A 13,657-nucleotide genomic window follows, 5' to 3' on the forward strand; every position below is an offset into this window, starting at 1 on the left:
GTCGTCGTGCAGCGCATCGACGGCGTCGACGCGCTCGCGGGCGCCGGCACCGCGAGCACGCCCGCCGACGAGACGGCGCGGGCCCTCGTCGAGGCCGGCTTCCGCCCCACGCCGCGCGGCCTGCGCGCCGCCTGAGGACGAGGACCAGCCTGTGCCCGAGGGCGACGTCGTCCGTCTCACCGCCACGCGCCTCGACGAGGCACTCGCCGGGCGCGAGCTCGTGCGCTCCGAGCTGCGATGGCCGTCAGCGGCCGAGACCGACCTCGTGGGTCGTACGGTCCTCGCGAACGTGCCCTACGGCAAGCACCTGTTCACGCGGCTCGACGACGGCTGGTCCCTGCACACCCACCTGCGGATGGAGGGCGAGTGGCACGTCGCGCGCACGGGCACCGGGTCGGCGCGGGGTAGCGGCCCGACGGTGCGGGTCGTGCTCGCGAACGCCTGGTGGACCGCCATCGGGGTCCGCATCGGCATGCTGCACGTGCTGCGCACGGTCGACGAGCACCGCATCGTCGGCCACCTCGGCCCCGACGTGCTCGCCGACACGTTCCTCGAGACCGGCCTCGCCGACGCGGTCGAGCGGCTGCGCGCCGACGACGCCGTGGGCGGCCTCGGGCCGCGTCACCGGCCCGAGCGTGTGGCAACGGGCGTGCCGGTGGCGGAAGCGCTGCTCGACCAGCGCACGGTCGCCGGCCTGGGCACGATCTGGACGGCGGAGTCCCTGCACGCGCGCGGCGTCTGGCCGTGGACGCCCGTGCGGGACGTCCCCGACCTCGCGGGCGTCCTCGTCGCCGCGCGCGAGCTCATGGTGCGCACCGTCACCCACGGGTTCGACCCGCGGGCCGGGTACGAGCGGCGCGTGCACGGACAAGCAGGACGGGCGTGCCGCACGTGCGGCACGCCCGTCGAGCGCGGTACGGCGAACGACCCTCCGTACGACCGTCCGATCTTCTGGTGTCCCGGGTGCCAGCGGCCGCCCGGGTGAGGCGCGTCAGCCGACCGGCTGCAGGTCCTCGCGCCGCGACGTCCCCTCGGGGTTCTGGCGCCCGAGCACGGCCGTCGCGAAGTCCGCGGGGATCGTGTCCGGGATGAGCAGACCCTCGGCGACGGCCACCCGGTCGCTGACCTCGCGCAGGACGAGCGACAGCGGGATGTCGAGCGCCTCGCAGATGGAGCCGAGGAGCTCGGACGACGCTTCCTTCTGGCCGCGCTCGACCTCGCTCAGGTACCCGAGCGAGACGCGCGCGGCGGAGGACACCTCTCGCAGGGTGCGCCCCTGACGCTGACGAGCGTCTCGCAGCACGTCCCCGATCTCACGTCGAAGAACAATCATCTGGCGACCCCCTTCCGTGTCCTGTGCGCTCGGGGGAGCCTGCCGGGCTCCCCCGTGGTTGCGCGTACTCTTGCTGGTGCTCCGTCCCCCGACGGCGGGGGTCGTCCTACCGTACCCCGACGTGGCCCCGCTCACGTCTCCGGGGCCACGTCCGGGCCGTGCCGTCGGAGCGACGTCGAGGCGGCCGACCGGCCTGCTGGCGACCCTGTTGGTGGTCCTGTCAGCGATCCTGTTGGCGATCACGTGCTGTCCAACGCGCCGACGAGAGGCGTTGTTCCCGGGGGCAGGGGCGGTACGACCCCGCGGCCGGGCGTCCACGAAGCCTCCACGCGACGTGCGCGAGGGCGCCACGGTCGACGCCGCGGCACCCCGGTCCTCACCCGGTCGACGGCCCCGTCCCGGCGGCCTGCGGCACGTCGTCTCCCTCCACGGCGCGTGCCGCGAGCTCGATCACGGCGGTCGTCGTCGAGCGCCGCACCGCCTCCCGACCGCCCTGCAGGCGCAGAGTGCGCACGACCGCGGCCGCGGGGGTGCGCACGGCGACGTGCACGAGCCCGGGCGGGTGCCCGTCCTGCGGGTCCGGGCCGGCGACGCCGGTGGTCGCGACGCCCACGTCGGCGCCGAGCACCCGCGCCGCGCCGGCGGCCATCTGCGCCGCGACGTCCGGGTCGACGGCCCCGCGGCGCGCGAGCAGCCCCGGGTCGACACCCAGCAGGGACGCCTTGACGTCGGTCGCGTACGCGACCACTCCCCCGCGCAGGACGCGCGACGCCCCGGGGACGTCGACGACCGCCGCCGCGACGAGGCCTCCCGTGAGCGACTCCGCGACGCCCAGCGTCCACCCACGGCGTGCAAGGGCCGCGACCAGCAGCCCGGCCGACGTCACGGCGCGGACGGCTCGTCCGCCGAGGCTGCGGCGACGCGCTCGGCCCGCAGCGCCCCCTGGCGCAGCCGCCACCCCTGGTAGGCGTACTCGAGGCCCGTCACGACCGTCACGACGACGGCCGCCGCGAGCACCACCCAGGCCACGACCCCGACCCAGCCCGGGAGGTGGGACAACGGCAGGAGGAACAGCGTGATCGCCACCGACTGCAGCACCGTCTTGAGCTTGCCGCCGCGCGACGCGGGCATCACCGCGTACTTGAGGACGGCCAGGCGCATGAGCGTGATCCCCAGCTCGCGCACGATGATGACGACCGGCACCCACCACGGCAGCTCGCCCAGCGGCCACGCGAGGAGCACGAGCGCCGTCCCGATGAGCAGCTTGTCCGCGATCGGGTCGAGCAGCTTGCCCAGGTCGGTGACGAGGTCGTAGCGGCGCGCGAGGTAGCCGTCGAGCCGGTCCGACGTCGCCGCGAGCGCGAAGATCCCGGTGGCGACGAGCCGCCAGGTCACCGACTCCCCGCCGTCGACGAGGAGCGCCCACGCGAAGAACGGGACGAGCAGGATGCGCACCATGGTGACGACGTTCGCGGAGTTCCAGGGCGACGGGACGGCGGTGACCACGGATCAAGCCTAGGGGGTGACCCCGGGTGCGCTCGCCACGAGGGGGTCGTCCTGCCCGACGGCGCCCGACCCGCTCAGCGCCAGCCGGACTCGACGTCCGCGCCGTCGTGGTACTCCTGCGCGACCGGCGGCATGTGCCCGTCCGTGCCCTCGGCGTAGTCGTGCCCGCCACCGGCGCCCGACAACGCGGCAGCGGGTGCGTCCGCCTGGCCGTCGAACACCTCCTGCGCCGGCTCGCCCCGGATGAGCGCGAGCGCGGCCGGGAGCTCCTCGGGCGACACGAGGACCTCGCGCGCCTTCGACCCCTCGGACGGCCCGACGATCTCGCGCGACTCGAGCAGGTCCATGAGGCGCCCCGCCTTGGCGAACCCGACGCGCAGCTTGCGCTGCAGCATCGAGGTCGAGCCGAACTGCGACGTGACGACGAGCTCCGCCGCCTGCAGGAGCAGGTCGAGGTCGTCGCCGATGTCCTCGTCGATCTGCTTCTTCGCGGCCGCCTGGGTGACGTCCTCGCGGTAGACCGGCTTGAGCTGCGCCTTCACGTGCTCGACGACGGCGTGGACCTCGGACTCGGACACCCACGCGCCCTGCACGCGCATCGGCTTGGCCGCGCCCATGGGCAGGAACAGCGCGTCACCCTGCCCGATGAGCTTCTCGGCGCCCGGCTGGTCCAGCACGACGCGCGAGTCGGCGAGCGACGACGTCGCGAACGCGAGGCGCGACGGCACGTTGGCCTTGATGAGACCCGTGACGACGTCGACCGACGGCCGCTGCGTGGCGAGCACGAGGTGGATGCCGGCGGCGCGCGCGAGCTGGGTGATGCGCTGGATCGACGCCTCGACGTCGCGCGGGGCGACCATCATGAGGTCGGCGAGCTCGTCGACCACCACGAGCAGGTACGGGTACGTGGCGATCTTGCGCTCGGAGCCCGGCAGCGGCTTGACCTTGCCGGAGCGCACCGCGGCGTTGAAGTCGTCGATGTGCTTGTACCCGAACGCCGCGAGGTCGTCGTAGCGCGCGTCCATCTCGCGCACGACCCACTCGAGCGCCTCGGCGGCCTTCTTCGGGTTGGTGATGATCGGCGTGATGAGGTGCGGGATGCCCTCGTAGATCGTCAGCTCGACGCGCTTGGGGTCGACGAGCACGAGCCGCACCTGCTCCGGCGTGGCGCGCATGAGGATCGACGTGATCATCGAGTTGATGAAGCTCGACTTGCCCGCGCCCGTGGCGCCCGCGACGAGGATGTGCGGCATCTTCGCGAGGTTCGCGACGACGTAGCCGCCCTCGACGTCCTTGCCGACGCCCATGACCATCGGGTGCTCGGTGCGGCGCGCGGCCGAGGAGCGCAGCACGTCGCCGAGCACGACGGTCTCGCGGTCGGTGTTGGGGATCTCGATGCCGATCGCGGACTTGCCGGGGATCGGCGCGAGGATGCGCACGTCCGCACTCGCCACGGCGTAGGCGATGTTGTTCGACAGCGACGTGATGCGCTCGACCTTGACCTTGGGCCCGACCTCGACCTCGTAGCGCGTGACCGTGGGGCCGCGCGTGAAGCCCGTGACCTTGGCGTCGACCTCGAACTGCTCGAACGTCTGCGTGAGCGCGTCGACGACGCGGTCGTTCGCGGCGGAGCGGACCTTGTGCGGCGCGCCCTTGACGAGCGAGTCCTCGTTCGGCAGCAGGTAGACCGTGTCGCCCTCGAGCATGGGCTGCACGCCGCGCGGGACGGGGGTGTTCGGCGGGGGCGGGACCGGCGCGAGTCCGGCTCCGTCGTCCGGGGCGGGCGCCACGGCGCCGAGCCCGGCGGCGGCGGTGTCCTGCGCCGTCCCTCCCGCGAGCGCGGGCACGGTCTCGGTCGGCCCGGTGGCGCCCGCGGTGGTCGGCGCCCAGTCGGGCTGCGCCGCCGGAGCGGTCGCGTCGCCGGACCGGCGGCCGCGCTGCTTGCGCGGTGCGTTCTCCTCGCGCTCGAGGAAGGCCGCGGTCTCGAACGCCTCGTCGCCCGAGAAGCCGCCCTCGGGGCGCTCGAGCTCCGCCGCCTCCGCGGCGCGCTGCGCCTTCGTCTTGCGCGGCTTGCGGCCGCGGCGGCGCGTGCCCGCCTCCTCGTCGGTGCCGTCGTGGCGCGAGACGCCCTCGGCGAGGGCGAGCCCGTCGGCGTCGTCGACCTCCTCGTGCTCGCCGCGGTGGTTGCCCGTGAGCGTGTCGTAGACGGCCTGCAGCCGGCTCGGGATGCGGTGGACGGGCGTGGCTGTCACGACGAGCAGCCCGAAGAACCCGAGCAGCAGGAAGATCGGCACGGCGAACCACTCGGTGAGGCCGGTGGCGACCGGCGTCGCCACGAGGTACCCGATGATCCCGCCGGCGTCCTGGACGGCGGCGAAGCCGTCGCGCGGCGCTGGGAGGTCCTCGGCGAGGTGCACGAGCGAGCAGACCGAGACGACGATGAGCGTGAGCCCGATCGCGACGCGCGAGTTCGCCTGCGCGCGCTCGGGGTGGCGCATGATCCGCACGGCGAGCCAGAGCAGGAGCACGGGGACCGCGACGCCGGCGAGGCCGAACGTGCCCGCGACGACGCCGTGCACGGCTCTGCCGAACGCGCCGGAGATGCCCCACCACTCGCGCGCCGCGACGACGACCGCGAGGGCGAGCAGGAGGAACGCGACGCCGTCGCGCCGGTGTGCGGGGTCCAGGTCCTTCGCTCCCTTGCCGATGGTGCGGGTGAGCGCCCCGACGCCGTGCGCCGCGCCGAGCCACACCCCGCGCAGCGCGCGGACGGGCCACGGGGGCTGCGGCGCGGGACGCTTGGCAGGCGTGCGCCGCGCCGTGGACGTCGTGCGGGCGCCGCCCGCACGGGACGTGCTGCGGGCCGCGCCCGTCCCACCGCGGGCCGTCCGGGACGCAGCCGTCCGGTTGCTCGCGGTCCGACGTGCCTGCGGGGGCGTACGGGTCGCCATAGTGGTCCTAACCTACCCGGGAGGGACGACGCGGGCGCGGAGCCGTCGGCGCGTGTCTGCCGCGGAGGCGTGCGGTCGCCCGGCGCGGCCGCGTCCGAGGAACCGATCGAGAGCCGTCCGAGCGCCGACCGAGCGCCGACCGAGCGCCGACCGAGAGGGGGAACACGTGGACCAGCAGCCCCGCCCGGCGAGCGGACGGGCCCCACGACCGGGGCCGCGGCACCTCGTCGAGGTCGCACCCGGGGTGCACGTCGCGACGGCGGCGCTGTGGGCCACGACGTCGACCCTCGTCGTCGACCGGGACGGCGGCGCCCTCGTCGTGGACCCCGGCGTGAGCGTCGCCGAGGTGACCGCCCTCGCCGCGACCGTGCGCGGGCGCGGGTGGCGCGTGCGCGCCGGGTTCGCGACGCACGCGCACTGGGACCACGTGCTGTGGCACGGGTCCCTCGGCGACGCGCCGCGCTGGACGACCGCGCGGGCCGCCGACGCACTCCGGAGCGACCTCGACGCCGTCCGGGCGGCCGCCGAGGCGGACGCGCCCGGCCACGACCCGGCGCTCGTCGGCGCGGTCGAACCGCTCCCGCCCGGGACGACGGTCCTCCCCACCCCCGGCCGCACCACCGAGGAGCACGTGCGCCTCGTCGAGCACGACGCCCACTCCCCCGGCCACGCGGCGCTCGTCGTGCGCGGCGTGCTGGTCGCCGGCGACATGCTCTCCGACGTCGAGGTCCCGCTCGTCGACGTGACGTCGGCGGACCCGGTCGGCGCCTACCACGCCGCCCTCGACGCGCTGGAGGCCGCTGCGCACGACGTGCACGTCCTCGTCCCGGGCCACGGCAGCCCGGCGGTCGGCACGGCGGCGATCGCCGCGCGGTTCGCCGCGGACCGCGCGTACCTCGACGCCCTCGAGCGCGCGGTGGACGGCCACGAGCGCGACCTCGTCGACGAGCGCCTGCACGGGTACGTCGCGGCATGGCACGCCGAGCAGCTCGCCGCGCTCGTCAGCCGGCGAGCAGACCCACCGCGAGCGTGACGACCCCGGCCGCGAGGACGACCGCCCCGGCCGGGAGCAGCACGACGGCCCGGTTGGGCGCCTCGCGACCCGTGCCCGTCGCGGAGAGGAAGAAGCCGGCGGGCATGAGGATCGCCGCGACGAGCACGCCCGTCGCGCCGAGCCACCGCCAGAAGCCGGTGAGCGCCGTGCTCTCCGCGAGCAGCAGGCACACGAGCCCGAGGATCACGAGCACGCCGGCGTGGGCGTGCCCGGCGCGGAAGAACGACGTCTGGAAGGGCGTGGCCGCGACGCGTCCGGTGACGACCTTGACGAGGAACGCCCCGCCGGACTCGATGCCGACGACGGTGAGCAGGACGATACCTGCCGTGACGCGGGCAGCGTCGGTGAGCTCGAGCACGGGGACCTCCAGGTGACGGCGACGTTTGCGAACACTGTTATAGAACAGCGTTCCGAAACGCGCGTCAAGACCGTAGACTCCTCGCGTGGCCCGACCCCGCGTGCACGACGCCGCCCTGCGCGACCGCCTCCTCGACGTCGCGTCCCGCACCATCTCCGAGCGCGGGGAGGCGGCCGTCACCGTGCGGACCGTCGCCGGTGCGGCGGGCACGAGCGCCTCCGCCGTCTACGCGCTGTTCGGCAGCCGCGACGAGCTCGTCGCCGCCGTCTCGGCGGAGGGCTTCCGACGCTTCGCCGCGCACCTCGCCTCCGCCCCGCGCACCGACGACCCCGTCGCCGACCTCGGCGCGCTCGCGGTCGCCTACCGCGCGTTCGCGCTCGACGACCCGCACTTCTACGCGGTCATGTTCGGCCGCGGGGTGCGCCCCGCGGCCGACGCGCCGGACGCGGTCGAGCAGGCCACGTTCGGCACGCTGCGCGACGCCGTCGCGCGCGTCGTCGCGGGACCCGACGGGACCGGCCAGGACGTCGCGCAGGACGTCGTCCGGGACGTCGCCCTCGGCCTGTGGGGGCTCGTGCACGGGCTCGTGTCCCTCGAGCTCGCCGGGCTGGTCCCGGGCGACGAGCCCGCGCGGGCGGCGCGCTACGCGGCGGCGACGCGCGCCGTCGGGAGCGGGCTCGTCAGCGCACCGCCGGGCTGAGCGCGGCGCGCTGGCCCGCGGTGATCTCGCGCACGGTGCGGACCCAGAGCACGAGCGCGAGCACGGCACCGGCCGTGCCGAGCGTCTCCGCGACGGGCAGCACGGAGTACACGTCGGCCGAGCTGCCGTACCCGCGGGCCGAGACCTGCCCGGCGACGTTCGTCGACACGGTGAACACCAGCCACCCGGTCCACCACCAGCCGAGGCCCGGGCGACGCTCGCGCACCGTCGCCGCCCGCACGTCGCGCACGACCTGGTACGGGAACCAGTACGCGACCACCGGCACGATCCAGCCGAGCCAGACCCAGACCCTGCTGCGCGCGTGGTGCCACCCGGGCGTGACGGCCTCGGCGAGCTCGCGGCTCCTCCAGAGCCAGAGGCACGTGACGACCGCAGCGGCGAGCTGGAGCGGCAGGAGGAGCAGCGTGACGACGTCGTAGGCCGTGAAGACCTCCGCGCCCGGGACGCCGAGGCGCGCCGCACGGGCGTACTCGTCGGCCGCCGCGAACGACGTCAGCCAGGACAGGAGCTGCACGGCCGTCACCGCGGCGGCGAGGACGACCGTCGCCGTGGCGAGGGCGCCCGGCACGCGCGCGGGCGGCGCGTAGCCGCCCCAGGGCGGTGGCGCGCCGTACTGCCGGTACGGGCCGTACTGCCCGCTCTGACCGTACTGCCCGTCCTGGCCGTACGCCGGCGCCGGGCCGGTCGGCGCGTACTGCCCGTAGGCGGTCTGCTGCCCGTACGCCGGCGGCTGGCCGTACGCCGGCGGCCGAGCGGGACCGGGGGGCGGGCTCTGGGGCGAGACCCGGTAGGGGTCGTGCTGCGACACCCCTACGCCTCGACGACGACGGGCACGATCATCGGGCGGCGGCGCAGGCGGTTGGACACCCACCGGCCGATCACGCGACGCATGACCTGCTGAAGCTGGTGCGTGTCCGTCGCGCCGCCGGCGATCGCGTCCTCGAGCGCCCGCACGACGTCCGGGCGGATGTCCTCGAACACCGCGTCGTCCTCGGCGAAGCCGCGCGCGAGGATCTGCGGCCCGGCGAGCACCTTGCCGGTCGCGGAGTCCACCACGGCGAAGACGGAGACGAAGCCCTCCTCGCCGAGGATGCGCCGGTCCTTGAGCTCGGCGTCGGTGATCTCGCCGACGCTCGAGCCGTCGACGTAGACGTACCCGCACGGGACGGCGCCCACGACGGACGCCTTGCCGTCGACCAGGTCGACGACCACGCCGTCCTCGGCGAGCACGACCCGGTCGGCGGGGACGCCGGTGCGGACCGCGAGCGCTCCGTTGGCGACGAGGTGGCGCACCTCGCCGTGGACCGGCATGACGTTCTTCGGCCGGATCACGTTGTAGCAGTAGAGCAGCTCGCCCGCGCTCGCGTGGCCGGACACGTGCACCTTGGCGTTGCCGCCGTGCACGACGCGCGCGCCGAGGCGCGTGAGGCCGTTGATGATGCGGAAGACGGCGTTCTCGTTGCCCGGGATGAGCGAGGAGGCGAGGATCACGGTGTCGCCGTGGCCGACCTGGACCTGGTGGTCGCCGTTCGCCATGCGGGACAGCGCGGCCATGGGCTCGCCCTGCGACCCGGTGCACATGAGCACGGTCTCGTCGTCGCGCAGCGAGTCGACCTTCTTGAGGTCGATGAGCACGCCCTCGGGAACGTGGAGGTACCCGAGCTCGGCGGCGATCGACATGTTGCGCACCATCGAGCGACCGACGAGCGCGACCCGGCGGCCGTGGTGGTGCGCGGCGTTGAGGACCTGCTGGACGCGGTGCACGTGCGAGGAGAAGGACGCGACGATGATCCGCTTCTCGGACGAGGCGAACACGTTGTCGAGGACAGGGCCGATCTCGACCTCGGGCGTGACGAAGCCGGGCACCTCGGCGTTGGTCGAGTCGACCATGAACAGGTCGACGCCCTGCTCGCCGAGGCGCGCGAACGCGCGCAGGTCGGTGATGCGCCCGTCGAGGGGCAGCTGGTCCATCTTGAAGTCGCCCGTGTGGAGCACGGTGCCGGCGCCGGTGGTGACGGCGACCGCGAGAGCGTCGGGGATGGAGTGGTTGACGGCGACGAACTCGCAGCGGAACACGCCGAGCTGCTCGACCTGGCCCTCCTTGACCGCGAGCGTGAGCGGCGAGATCCGGTGCTCCTTGAGCTTCGCCTCGACGAACGCGAGCGTGAGCTGCGAGCCGACGACCGGGATGTCGCGGCGCAGGCGCAGCAGGTACGGCACGGCGCCGATGTGGTCCTCGTGCCCGTGCGTGAGGACGATGGCCTCGATGTCGTCGAGCCGGTCCTTGATGTAGTCGAAGTCCGGAAGGATGAGGTCGACGCCGGGCTGGTTGTCCTCGGGGAACAGCACGCCGCAGTCGATGACGAGCAGGCGGCCGTCGTACTCGAGGACGGCCATGTTGCGCCCGACCTCGCCGAGCCCGCCGAGGGCGACGACGCGCAGCCCTCCGGCCGGGAGCTCGGGCGGCAGGGAGAGTTCGGGGTGGGGGTGGCTCACGGGGCCTCCTGTCGTGGCTGAGCCGGTGGGACGGTGTCGGGGGCGCGCTACGGCGCGGTGGGTGCGGCCGGTGCCGCGGCGGGAAGGAGCCCGGCGGCCGCGAGGGCGTCGCGCACGCGCGCGGACTCCTCCTCGCTCGCGGCGACGTTGGGCAGGCGCAGGTGGCGGTTGTCCGTGACGCCGAGCAGCTCGACGACGGCCTTGGCCATGACGGCCTGGAACCCGGCGCCGTTGAGGGCGTCGATCACGGGGGTCGTGGTGAGGAAGGTCTCGAGAGCGCCGGTGTGGTCGCCCGCGTCGAAGCGGCGCACGACCTCGGCGAACCGTCCGCCGACCGCGTGCGCCGCGACGGAGACGATGCCCGCCGCGCCGTGCGCGAGGAACGGCAGGAGCAGCCCGTCGTCGCCGCTGTAGAACGCGAGGCCGGTCGACGCGGCCAGCTTCGCGGCGGCGTAGACGTCGCCCGTCGCGTCCTTGGTCGCGACGATGCGCTCGTGCGCGGCGACGCGCTCGTACGTCGCCGGGGCGACGCGCACGCCCGCGCGCGCGGGGACGTCGTAGAGCATCACCGGCAGCGGCGTGGCGTCCGCGACGGCGGCGAAGTGCGCGTAGAGGCCGTCCTGGCTCGGGCGCGAGTAGTACGGGGACACGACGAGCAGCCCGTCCGCGCCCGCCTCGGCGGCCTGGACCGCCATGCGGATGGCGTGCTCGGTGTCGTTCGAGCCGGCGCCCGCGACGACGACCGCGCGGTCCCCCACCGCGTCGACGACGGCGCGCACGAGGTCCGCCTTCTCCGGCGCGTGCGTGGTCGGGGACTCGCCCGTCGTCCCGCTGAGCACGAGGCCGTCGTTGCCGTCGTCGACGAGACGGGTCGCCAGGCGAGCCGCCGCCGCGAGGTCCACCGCGCCGTCGGGCGTCATGGGCGTGACCATGGCGGTGAGGACGGCGCCGAAGGGCCGCGCGGGCGTGGCGGGAAGGACCATGTGCACAAACTACCGTGCCGCCGCCTCCTCCCGGGCGGGGTGGGGACGACGCGCGGCCGGTCCGGCGGAGCCCCGCGCGGTCGGCGTGCGACCGCTCGACGCCCAGGGCGATACTCGGAGCATGTCCCGCCCCGCCGCCGCGTCGCACCTGTCCCCCGCGCTCGTCGCGCACGTCCCGACCGGCCTGCTCGTCGACGGGCACTGGGGTCTGGCGCAGGGCGGCGCGACGTTCGAGGTGGAGGACCCGGCGACCGAGGAGTCGCTGTTCGACGTCGCGGACGGCGGCCGGGAGGACGCCTTGCGCGCGCTCGACGCCGCCCACCGCGCGGCGCCGGCGTGGCGCGCCACGCCGCCGCGCGAGCGGGGCGAGGTCCTGCGCGCGGTCTACGAGCGCATCGTCGCGCGCGCCGACGACGTCGCCGCGCTCATCACCGCCGAGTGCGGCAAGCCGCTCCCCGAGGCCCGCGCCGAGGTGCTCTACGGGGCGGACTTCCTGCGCTGGTACGCCGAGCAGGCGGTGCGTGCGGAGGGCCTCGTGCGCACGGCGCCCGCCGGCGGGAACCGGCAGCTGGTCCACCGGCGCCCCGTCGGCCCGGCCCTGCTCATCACGCCCTGGAACTTCCCCATCGCCATGGCGACCCGCAAGATCGGGCCCGCGCTCGCCGCCGGGTGCCCCGTCGTCATCAAGCCGGCCCGTCTCACGCCGCTCACCACCGCGCTCGTCGCCGAGGTCATCCGCTCCGAGCTCGCCGACCGCGGCCTGCCGACGGGCGTGGTGAACGTCGTGCCGTCCTCCCGCGCGTCGGAGATCAGCGAACCGCTGCTCGCGGACCCGCGCCTGCGCAAGCTGTCGTTCACGGGGTCGACGCCGGTCGGCCGGACGCTCCTCGAGGGCGCCGCCCAGCAGGTCCTGCGCAGCTCGATGGAGCTCGGCGGCAACGCGCCGTTCGTCGTGTTCGACGACGCGGACCTCGACGCGGCGGTCGAGGGCGCGCTCGTCGCGAAGCTGCGCAACGCCGGGCAGAGCTGCGTCGCCGCGAACCGCTTCCTCGTCCAGGACGGCGTCGCGCGCGAGTTCGCGCAGCGGCTCGCCGACGCGTTCGCGGGCCTGCGCGTGGGCTCGGGCTTCGAGGACGGCGTGCGCGTCGGGCCGCTCATCGAGGCGAAGGCGGTCGACAGCGTCGCCGAGCTCGTCGACGCGGCCGTCGACGGCGGCGCCCAGGTGCTCACCGGCGCGGAGCGCGTGCGCGACGTCGGCCACTTCTACGCCCCGACCGTCCTGTCCGGCGTCGACCCCGACGCGCGCGTCGTCACCGAGGAGATCTTCGGCCCGGTCGCGCCCGTGGTCGCGTTCGGCGACGACGACGAGGGCATCGAGCTGGCGAACGCGACGGAGTACGGTCTCGCCGCCTACGCCTACACCACCTCGCTCGACCGCGCCGTGCGCGTCTCGGAGGAGGTCGAGGCGGGCATGATCGGCGTCAACCGCGGCCTCGTCTCCGACGCGAGCGCGCCGTTCGGCGGGCTCAAGCAGTCCGGCCTGGGGCGCGAGGGCGGCGAGGCCGGTCTCGAGGAGTTCCAGGAGACGGTGTACGTCGCGCTGTGAGGCGTTGGTAGCCTGACGCGGTGCCCGTGCCCGCTGACGCGCCGCGAGACGACGGCCCGCCCCGCGGCGGTCCGGACGGCGATCTCGCCGAGGGGGTGGCCGAGGCCGCCGAGACCACGGTCGAGGGCGAGACGCGCGCGGCGGTCCGCCAGGCCGTCTCCGTCTCCGTGGCGACGGGCCTGTACGGCGTGTCGTTCGGCGCGCTGTCCGTCGTGGCGGGTCTCGACGTCGCGCAGACCATGGCGCTGAGCCTGCTGATGTTCTCCGGCGGGTCGCAGTTCGCGCTCGTCGGGATCGTCGGGTCCGGTGGCACCGCCGGGGCCGCGGTCGCCACCGCGGGGCTCCTCGGCGCGCGCAACGCCCTGTACGGCGCCCAGCTCGGCCCGCTGCTCGCCCTGCGGGCGTGGCAGAAGGTGGCCGCGGCGCAGCTGACGATCGACGAGTCGGCCGCGGTCGCGACGGCGCAGCGCTCCCGTCGCGCGGCCCGCGCCGGCTTCTGGGTGACGGGCGCCGGCGTCTTCGTGCTGTGGAACCTCATGTCCCTCGTCGGCGCCCTCGCCGGCGACGCGCTCGGCGACCCGCGCGCGTGGGGCCTCGACGCCGCCGCCGCGGCCGCGTTCCTCGCGCTGCTGTGGCCGCGCCTCGCGGC

At 75.1% G+C, this 13,657-nt stretch carries 13 protein-coding genes; 5 read left to right on the forward strand and 8 right to left on the reverse strand.

What is annotated here, in order from left to right; genetic code table 11:
• Nucleotides 1–151: 151 nt before the first annotated feature.
• Entirely contained in the window at nucleotides 152–985 is an 834-nt protein-coding gene (locus JZ5iCDA_RS10925) for a DNA-formamidopyrimidine glycosylase family protein (protein ID WP_069387202.1), read from the forward strand.
• Between the two features lie 6 nt (nucleotides 986–991).
• Here the strand turns inward: JZ5iCDA_RS10925 and JZ5iCDA_RS10930 are convergent, their stop codons facing one another.
• The 4 genes from JZ5iCDA_RS10930 to JZ5iCDA_RS10945 form a co-directional block, all read right to left on the reverse strand.
• Nucleotides 992–1,333 carry a helix-turn-helix domain-containing protein gene (locus JZ5iCDA_RS10930; RefSeq protein ID WP_069387203.1) on the reverse strand — a complete coding sequence of 114 codons (342 nt, stop codon included), beginning with the start codon at nucleotides 1,331–1,333 and terminating at the stop codon, nucleotides 992–994.
• Nucleotides 1,334–1,709: 376 nt separating this feature from the next.
• The gene (locus tag JZ5iCDA_RS10935; RefSeq protein ID WP_069387204.1) at nucleotides 1,710–2,219 is read right to left on the reverse strand and encodes a CinA family protein; all 510 of its coding nucleotides are present in this window, start codon (nucleotides 2,217–2,219) and stop codon (nucleotides 1,710–1,712) included.
• Nucleotides 2,216–2,839 (reverse strand): CDP-diacylglycerol--glycerol-3-phosphate 3-phosphatidyltransferase, encoded by a 624-nt coding sequence (pgsA, locus tag JZ5iCDA_RS10940; RefSeq protein ID WP_069387205.1) that lies wholly within the window; start codon nucleotides 2,837–2,839, stop codon nucleotides 2,216–2,218. Before pgsA ends, JZ5iCDA_RS10935 begins: the two co-directional genes overlap by 4 nt.
• A 74-nt stretch (nucleotides 2,840–2,913) precedes the next feature.
• Nucleotides 2,914–5,790 (reverse strand): FtsK/SpoIIIE family DNA translocase, encoded by a 2,877-nt coding sequence (locus tag JZ5iCDA_RS10945; protein WP_083259898.1) that lies wholly within the window; start codon nucleotides 5,788–5,790, stop codon nucleotides 2,914–2,916.
• A 166-nt stretch (nucleotides 5,791–5,956) separates the two neighbouring features.
• Here JZ5iCDA_RS10945 and JZ5iCDA_RS10950 point away from each other — a divergent pair, with 166 nt between their 5' ends.
• Entirely contained in the window at nucleotides 5,957–6,823 is an 867-nt protein-coding gene (locus tag JZ5iCDA_RS10950) for an MBL fold metallo-hydrolase (protein WP_069387206.1), read from the forward strand.
• Here JZ5iCDA_RS10950 and JZ5iCDA_RS10955 read toward each other — a convergent pair.
• Complete coding sequence (locus JZ5iCDA_RS10955; RefSeq protein ID WP_069387207.1) at nucleotides 6,792–7,202, reverse strand: hypothetical protein; 411 nt, start codon at nucleotides 7,200–7,202, stop codon at nucleotides 6,792–6,794. The genes JZ5iCDA_RS10950 and JZ5iCDA_RS10955 overlap by 32 nt on opposite strands.
• Before the next feature lie 85 nt (nucleotides 7,203–7,287).
• On the opposite strand from JZ5iCDA_RS10955, the gene JZ5iCDA_RS10960 reads away from it, so the two are divergent.
• Nucleotides 7,288–7,902 carry a TetR/AcrR family transcriptional regulator gene (locus tag JZ5iCDA_RS10960; protein WP_069387208.1) on the forward strand — a complete coding sequence of 205 codons (615 nt, stop codon included), beginning with the start codon at nucleotides 7,288–7,290 and terminating at the stop codon, nucleotides 7,900–7,902.
• On the opposite strand, the gene JZ5iCDA_RS10965 is transcribed toward JZ5iCDA_RS10960, so the two are convergent.
• The 3 genes from JZ5iCDA_RS10965 to dapA are packed head-to-tail and all read right to left on the reverse strand — an operon-like array spanning nucleotide 7,883 to nucleotide 11,402.
• Nucleotides 7,883–8,731 carry a DUF4328 domain-containing protein gene (locus JZ5iCDA_RS10965; protein WP_069387209.1) on the reverse strand — a complete coding sequence of 283 codons (849 nt, stop codon included), beginning with the start codon at nucleotides 8,729–8,731 and terminating at the stop codon, nucleotides 7,883–7,885. The two genes, JZ5iCDA_RS10960 and JZ5iCDA_RS10965, sit on opposite strands and share 20 nt — an antisense overlap.
• Before the next feature lie 2 nt (nucleotides 8,732–8,733).
• A complete protein-coding gene (locus JZ5iCDA_RS10970) occupies nucleotides 8,734–10,419 on the reverse strand; it encodes a ribonuclease J (RefSeq protein WP_069387210.1) in 1,686 nt (561 codons plus the stop codon).
• A 47-nt stretch (nucleotides 10,420–10,466) separates the two neighbouring features.
• The gene (gene dapA / locus JZ5iCDA_RS10975) at nucleotides 10,467–11,402 is read right to left on the reverse strand and encodes a 4-hydroxy-tetrahydrodipicolinate synthase (RefSeq protein WP_069387211.1); all 936 of its coding nucleotides are present in this window, start codon (nucleotides 11,400–11,402) and stop codon (nucleotides 10,467–10,469) included.
• 121 nt (nucleotides 11,403–11,523) lie between these two features.
• On the opposite strand from dapA, the gene JZ5iCDA_RS10980 reads away from it, so the two are divergent.
• Nucleotides 11,524–13,008: an NAD-dependent succinate-semialdehyde dehydrogenase gene (locus JZ5iCDA_RS10980; protein WP_069387212.1), complete on the forward strand. Its 1,485-nt coding sequence runs from the start codon at nucleotides 11,524–11,526 to the stop codon at nucleotides 13,006–13,008.
• A gap of 95 nt (nucleotides 13,009–13,103) precedes the next feature.
• A partial coding sequence (locus JZ5iCDA_RS10985) for an AzlC family ABC transporter permease (RefSeq protein ID WP_069387214.1) occupies nucleotides 13,104–13,657 on the forward strand: 554 nt, incomplete at its 3' end.

The sequence above is a fragment of the Cellulosimicrobium cellulans genome, from assembly GCF_001722485.1.
In the GTDB taxonomy this organism is placed as follows: Bacteria; Actinomycetota; Actinomycetes; order Actinomycetales; family Cellulomonadaceae; genus Cellulosimicrobium; species Cellulosimicrobium cellulans_A.

Excerpts from the sequence above, each read along its gene's own strand:
- JZ5iCDA_RS10930 (WP_069387203.1), bottom strand. The coding sequence starts at position 1,333 with ATGATTGTTCTTCGACGTGAGATCGGGGACGTGCTGCGAGACGCTCGT.
- JZ5iCDA_RS10980 (WP_069387212.1), top strand. The coding sequence starts at position 11,524 with ATGTCCCGCCCCGCCGCCGCGTCGCACCTGTCCCCCGCGCTCGTCGCG.
- dapA (WP_069387211.1), bottom strand. The coding sequence starts at position 11,402 with ATGGTCCTTCCCGCCACGCCCGCGCGGCCCTTCGGCGCCGTCCTCACC.
- JZ5iCDA_RS10945 (WP_083259898.1), bottom strand. The coding sequence starts at position 5,790 with ATGGCGACCCGTACGCCCCCGCAGGCACGTCGGACCGCGAGCAACCGG.